Source organism: Rossellomorea oryzaecorticis (genome assembly GCF_038405515.1).
Lineage (GTDB): Bacteria > Bacillota > Bacilli > Bacillales > Bacillaceae_B > Rossellomorea > Rossellomorea oryzaecorticis_A.
Genome location: NZ_JBBYAF010000019.1, coordinates 69,290 through 75,773 on the forward strand (window position 1 = coordinate 69,290; position 6,484 = coordinate 75,773).

6 protein-coding genes are annotated in these 6,484 nt (G+C 42.0%); 1 reads left to right on the forward strand and 5 read right to left on the reverse strand.

The genetic code is table 11. The annotated features are described in order from the left end of the window. Positions 1-100: 100 nt before the first annotated feature. From AAEO50_RS11265 to rpsU, 3 genes are all read right to left on the reverse strand, one after another. Positions 101-1,411 carry an NfeD family protein gene (locus AAEO50_RS11265; RefSeq protein WP_425383188.1) on the reverse strand — a complete coding sequence of 437 codons (1,311 nt, stop codon included), beginning with the start codon at positions 1,409-1,411 and terminating at the stop codon, positions 101-103. A 182-nt stretch (positions 1,412-1,593) separates the two neighbouring features. Further along, positions 1,594-2,040: a GatB/YqeY domain-containing protein gene (locus AAEO50_RS11270; RefSeq protein ID WP_341983593.1), complete on the reverse strand. Its 447-nt coding sequence runs from the start codon at positions 2,038-2,040 to the stop codon at positions 1,594-1,596. Between the two features lie 14 nt (positions 2,041-2,054). Then, positions 2,055-2,228 carry a 30S ribosomal protein S21 gene (gene rpsU / locus AAEO50_RS11275; protein ID WP_032087602.1) on the reverse strand — a complete coding sequence of 58 codons (174 nt, stop codon included), beginning with the start codon at positions 2,226-2,228 and terminating at the stop codon, positions 2,055-2,057. A gap of 329 nt (positions 2,229-2,557) precedes the next feature. Here rpsU and AAEO50_RS11280 point away from each other — a divergent pair, with 329 nt between their 5' ends. Next, positions 2,558-3,484 carry a Na/Pi symporter gene (locus tag AAEO50_RS11280; protein WP_341983600.1) on the forward strand — a complete coding sequence of 309 codons (927 nt, stop codon included), beginning with the start codon at positions 2,558-2,560 and terminating at the stop codon, positions 3,482-3,484. Positions 3,485-3,567: 83 nt separating this feature from the next. Here AAEO50_RS11280 and deoC read toward each other — a convergent pair whose 3' ends face one another. Together deoC and AAEO50_RS11290 are read right to left on the reverse strand one after the other, a co-directional pair. Then, positions 3,568-4,239 (reverse strand): deoxyribose-phosphate aldolase, encoded by a 672-nt coding sequence (deoC, locus tag AAEO50_RS11285; protein WP_341983602.1) that lies wholly within the window; start codon positions 4,237-4,239, stop codon positions 3,568-3,570. 193 nt (positions 4,240-4,432) lie between these two features. Next, positions 4,433-6,094: an alpha-glucosidase gene (locus AAEO50_RS11290; protein WP_341983604.1), complete on the reverse strand. Its 1,662-nt coding sequence runs from the start codon at positions 6,092-6,094 to the stop codon at positions 4,433-4,435. Positions 6,095-6,484 lie beyond the last annotated feature (390 nt).

Sequence of the window (6,484 nt, forward strand, 5' to 3'; positions counted from 1 at the left end):
GTCCGATTACCATGTAAACGCCCTCCTATTGGAAATAATTTAGATTCTCTATATTTTTTGTCTTAAGTACCGGGGTACTAAAGAACATGAATCACATTCTTTAAGAAAGTTCTCTTACGACGATGCGGGAACCTTCGACTTTTACAACCTTTACATTTTGATTCACCTGAATATAGCCGCCCTCGGTGACCGCGTCGATTCTTTCATCTTCTATCAGTATCGTCCCCGATGGTCTCAGCGGCGTTTTCGTGACCCCGATTTTTCCAATCAGTTCAAGTCTATTCGCATTCGAAACATAACCGCTTTCGGTATTGGTTGAATCCTTCAAAATAATCTTATTGAATAGTTTCATCTTTTTACCAAACACCTTTACTAATAAAATCATGGCAATTACAGCAATAAGTAACGCAATTATAATGGAAATCCCCATTTGCATAAGGTTGCCTCCTGCCAGCATTATACTCCCAATCACCGCTGCGACTCCGAGTCCCCCTGCTATTCCCCCAGGGAGGAAGAATTCGGCCACAATCAGGATGATTCCTATCACAAACAGTATGATCGTTTCATATCCTGCGAGACCAGCCACTAAATGACCGTAAAAGAATAAAAGCAAAGAGGTTAAACCGACAGTACCCGCTACACCAAAGCCCGGTGAATACAATTCAACGACTAAACCTAAGCTTGCCAATGATAATAAAATTGGAACCACGATCGGATTCGTGATGAACCTTGCCAATTTTTCAGCGAAGGTTTCTTCCACCACATGGACCGAGGCCTTATCCACTCCAAGCTCTTTATACAGTTCATTCAGATTATTGACGGTACCTTCTGAATAGCCCACTTTTTGAGCTTCCTTCGCCCCCAGGGTCAACAACTCACCTTTTTCAATGTCCAGCTCCGGAATTTCAATGGTTTCATCAGCCATGGCAAGCGCATAAAGAGGATCTCTTCCGCTTGATTCCGCGGCACTTTTCATCGCTGACAGCCAGTAACTCTGTGCTTTTTTATCGGCTGCATTTCCAGCCTGATCGATGACGGCTGCAGATCCCATATGTCCATTCGGAACCATATAAATTTCATCTGCATGCAGCGCGATGAAGGCCCCTGCAGATAATGCATTGTTATTGACGAATGCAACGGTTTCAGCTTCCACTCCGTCGAGCAGCTGGCCAATATCTCCTGCAGCATCGACCAGACCACCAGGAGTGTCGATATCAAATATGATTGTTTCTGCATTGTTTTTCTCCGCATCATCCAACGCTCTTTGCAGAAACGCATGAAGACCCTTTTCCACTTCTTTCTGGATGGGTATGACATATACGTCTTTATCCTGTTCAGCGAGTCCCGACATCGGAAGCAGAAAACTGAATCCAAGGATCATCATATAAAAGATCAGTATACCTCTTCTCACCTTAACCCCCTCGTTTCAATCTTATTCCTTGCTAGTTTATGTACGAATGAATCATATTAATAGTTTCATTTTCCCTAAAAAAAATATACCCATTTAAGTGAATCATTCTCAAAAATCATGAAAAGCCTTTCATCCGAGGTCATAAAAAAACCGGGAAACTGACAGCTTCCCGGTTTTGGTTGTTATGATAGATGTTGAAGAACAAGTTTATTGACGAGAGCTCCATCAGCTTTCCCTTTTACTTTAGGCATGATAGCCCCCATCACTTTGCCCATATCAGCTTTTGAAGAAGCACCGACTTCTACCATCGTTTCTTGAACAATGGCAGAAACCTCTTCCTCAGAAAGCTGTTTAGGCATATATATTTCGACGTAAGTCAGTTCTGTTTGAATTTTTTCAGCCAGATCTTCACGACCCGCTTTCGTAAATTCATGGAGGGAGTCTTTCCGTTGCTTGACTTCTCGAGAAAGGACAGTCAACTCTTCGTCTTCAGAGAGCTCCTGTTTCCCAAACTTAATGGCTTCATTTTGCAGTGATGCCTTAAGCATGCGGATTACGGAAAGTTTCTCTTTTTCTTTATTTTTCATCGCTTGTTTCATATCATCATTTAAACGATTGAGAAGACTCATGGTTACACCCTCTCTTAGAACTTACGCTTTCTTGCAGCTTCTGATTTCTTTTTGCGTTTTACGCTTGGCTTTTCATAAAATTCGCGCTTTCTAAACTCTTGTAAAGTTCCTGTTTTAGAAACTGAGCGTTTGAAGCGACGAAGAGCATCTTCAAGCGATTCGTTTTTACGAACAACTGTTTTTGACATCTCTCTTTCCCTCCCTCCGAACACACTACACTTACATGTTCAAGTCAAGAAAATGGATTGTACCAATTTTCCCAAGACGAATAGTCGTCTCTTTACTTTACCAAATAGGTTTGGCTTAGCCCTTGTTTCTTAGTCACAAGGGGACAGAAAGTGTATGTCTTTCTTGGATGAATTCTTTAAATAATAAAGAAATCCATGTACTTTGCCATTATAATATATGTCTCCCGATTGGTCAACAACTTCTGCATAAATGCTTGTACAAATAGGCATGTCTCCCTCATTCTGCCCATACATTAGTGGTAAGGACGTACCGAAGTGGAGGGACCAGTATGATCTTGAATCTTATTTTATTTATCTTGCTTATCTTTTGCTTTTTATTAGGAATGCTTTGGCTTCGGTCGGGATTATTTAAGATTGCAAATATGAAGGTTAAGAAAGGGCTGCATTTCCTGACAGACTCACCGGTCAAGGGGGCTGCGACAGGGACGATTGTGACCGCCTTCATCCACAGCAGCTCTGCGGTGATGGTACTGACGGTCGGCCTTGCATCATCCGGGATCATCCCATTCAGGCAGACCATTGGAATCATGCTGGGCTCTAATATCGGTACGACTTTTACCCTTGAAATGTTTACACTGGACATGAATTATCTTATTGTGCCTTCTATCATCATCGGATGTGTCCTTCTGGTGTTCAAGAAAGAAACGATTCGGAGCACCGGTTTGATCCTTACCGGTTTTGGTCTGATTTTCGCTTCCATACAGGGTATTCAATGGATAGCAACCCCCTTAACCACCCACCCGCTGCTTCATACTTACATAGAGAGAATGAACAATCATCTACTGATTGCGCTGCTGATTGGATGTATATTGACCGCACTCATTCAATCAAGTACGGTGGTCACTGGGGTTACAATGGGATTTCTGGCTGCACAATCAGTCGATTTGCACGCAGGTATCGCCATCATGCTCGGAGCTAATGTCGGTACATGCATTACTGCCTTCTTCGCCAGCATCGGCGGAGGCACTCAAGCGCGGCTGACCGCTTTTGCCCATATTTGGCTGAATGTCATCGGAGTCCTGGTTTTCATCCCGCTCATTCCTTTATTAGGTGCGATCGTCGAGAAGCTGGCAAGCTCCCCTGACTTGCAGCTCGCCCACGCAAGTGTGATTTTCAACATCCTTTGTTCGCTGCTTGTCCTGCCTTTTGCTTATAAATTTGCCGGGTTCATTGAAAGGGTGCATTTGAAGAGGTAGTATGATCGGTTCGATCAAATGGCTATCGTTTCCCAAAAATCAAAAGCCGGATGAACAGAGTCCATCCGGCTTCAATCTATTGATTAGTAATCTGAGTCGCTGGTCAAGCCTTGTACAATTTTCACGCCTGAACTCGCCCCAAGACGAGTAGCACCCGCGTCGATCATCGCCTGTGCATCTTCGACAGAACGTACGCCGCCAGAAGCTTTCACACCGATATCAGGTCCAACCGTCTTTCTCATCAATGCGATGTCTTCAACAGTCGCTCCGCCAGATGAGAATCCAGTTGAGGTTTTCACAAAATCTGCACCCGCTTCAACTGATAGTTCACAAGCTTTCACTTTTTCTTCATCAGTCAGCAGGCAAGTTTCTATGATCACTTTGGATAAAGCCTTGCCTTTTGAAGCTGCAACTACCGCTTCGATGTCACGCTTAACAAGATCGTAATCGCCGCTTTTTAAAGCACCGATATTGATGACCATGTCCACTTCCGTAGCACCCTTTTCAATGGCATCTTTCGTTTCAAATGCTTTTGTTTCAGGAGTGGAAGCTCCTAAAGGGAAACCGATTACAGTACACACTTTAACTTCTGTACCTTTTAAAAGTTCACTTGAATAGTTCACCCAAGTCGGATTTACACAAACAGAAGCAAATTTGAATTCTTTCGCTTCCTGACAAAGAACTTCAACTTGTTCTTTCGTTGATTCAGGTTTAAGTAAAGTATGATCGATCATACTCGCAATATTTACAGTCATATTATCGCTCCTTTAACAGTTGTCCGTACCTCTACCATCATAACAAAACATACGGAAAAAAACGAGTTTTTCTTTTAGTATGTCCCATTATTTTTATGGAAATCTATATTTTTTGAAAGCGTTACATATTCTGATGGAAAACTTAAAAAGGCTGCCTGATCTAAGCTAATCCAGGCAGCCTCCTTCAAAGTCATTATTTTGCGCGATAAACTCTCGCTTCGTATGGCTTTAAGTTCAATGTATCAACAGATGTATGTGCCTCTGCATCATAATTGTTTAAAAGCAGATTCTCTGAAGATACCTTGAAGTCCAGCTTGCAAACAGCTTCATTAGTTGAAAGATTCGTCACTACAAGCATTTTGTCACTTTTTCCTGTGCGGGTATATGCGTAGATCTGCTTGTCTTCAGGAAGCAGTAAATCATATGTCCCGTAGGTGAAGACATCTTCCCTCTTCTTAAGGGAAATCATTTTTTTGTAGAATGATAGAATCGAATTCTCTTCTTTTTCCTGAGCTTTCACATTGATGGTTGTATAATTCGGATTCACTTTCATCCAAGGTGTACCCCTTGTAAAGCCGCTGTTTTCCTCATCAGACCACTGCATAGGTGTACGGCTGTTATCACGGGACGAAGCCCAGATGATTTCCATGATGTTCTGGTGTTTAACACCTTCTTCACGTTTAAGGCGATACAGGTTCTTCACTGCGACATCATCATAGTCTTCGATTGAAGGGAATTGTACATTGGTCATCCCGATTTCCTGGCCTTGGTAGATGAACGGTGTCCCTTGCATAAGGAAGTACATCGCTGCCATGGCAGTTGCACTTTCTCTCCAATATTCCTTATCATTTCCCCAGGTGGATACTACGCGGGGCTTATCGTGATTCTCGATGAAAAGTGCATTCCACCCGTTTCCTTCAAGCCCCTTTTGCCAACGGGTCAATACTTTCTTTAGCTCAACGATATCCAGATCCGGATTCGTTTCAGCGTCCCATAAACCCAGGTGCTCAAACTGGAAGATCATATCCATTTTTCCGTTTTCTTTACCTACCCACAGCTCAGCTTCATCGGCTTTTACCCCATTCGCTTCACCGACCGTCATGACATCATAGTTTGAATACGTGCGGTCCTTGAATTCCTGTAAGAACGTATGAATTCCTTTTTGATTCATATGCATGTCAAATGAAGATACGTATTTTTTCTTTTTAGGGTTCGGCATATCAGGCATGCCGGGACGCTTTTTGATATGGCTGATCGCATCAATACGGAAACCGTCAATTCCTTTATCGAGCCACCAGTTTACTGTGTCATACAATGCATCTCTTACTTCTTCATTTTCCCAATTCAGATCGGGCTGTTTAGTGGAGAATACGTGAAGGAAGTACTGATCTGTCTTCTCGTCATATTTCCATGCAGAGCCGCCGAAAATACTTTCCCAGTTGTTTGGTTCCTTTCCGCCTTTTCCGTCGCGCCAGATATACCAGTCCCGTTTCGGGTTATCCTTCGAGCTTGCGGATTCAATGAACCAAGGATGTTCGTCACTTGTATGATTGAGGACCAGATCAATGATCAATTTCATATCACGACGGTGAACCTCTTTTAATAATTGATCGAAATCTTCCATTGTTCCGAAGTCTTCCATGATATCCTGATAATCAGAAATATCATAGCCGTTATCATCATTGGGAGATTTGTACATCGGGCAGATCCAAATCACATCGACACCCAAATCTTTAATATAATCTAATCGCTGAATGACTCCCTGCAGATCTCCAATTCCGTCCCCATTCGAATCCTGAAAACTTCTAGGATAGATTTGATAGCCTACAGCTTCTCTACGCCATGCCTTTTCCATCATAACACCTCATCGAATTATTATAAGGTACAAACGCTTACATTTTGCTTATTGGCAAATGCGCCGCTTTTGATGCGCAATCGTTTGCACTAAATAGATAAAAAAAAATAGAATGTAGTTTTTAATATGAACATTACTAGTTTACAACCTTCTTCCTTACTTAGCAATAGATAAATACTAGAAAATTTGCATCGCCATATTGAAGTGAAGCGTCATAAGGTACCAAGGTCTAATTTTATTTAGAATCATTCTCATCAGATCATAAATTTTCAAAATGGATCATATTTCTTCAAAATCGGTTTGACCCCCTAATTCCTGACGAATTCTTTAAAAAACTAAACGATTCTTAGTTTTTCATTTTTCATCATTTCCTTCTTCACTTTTACCAAG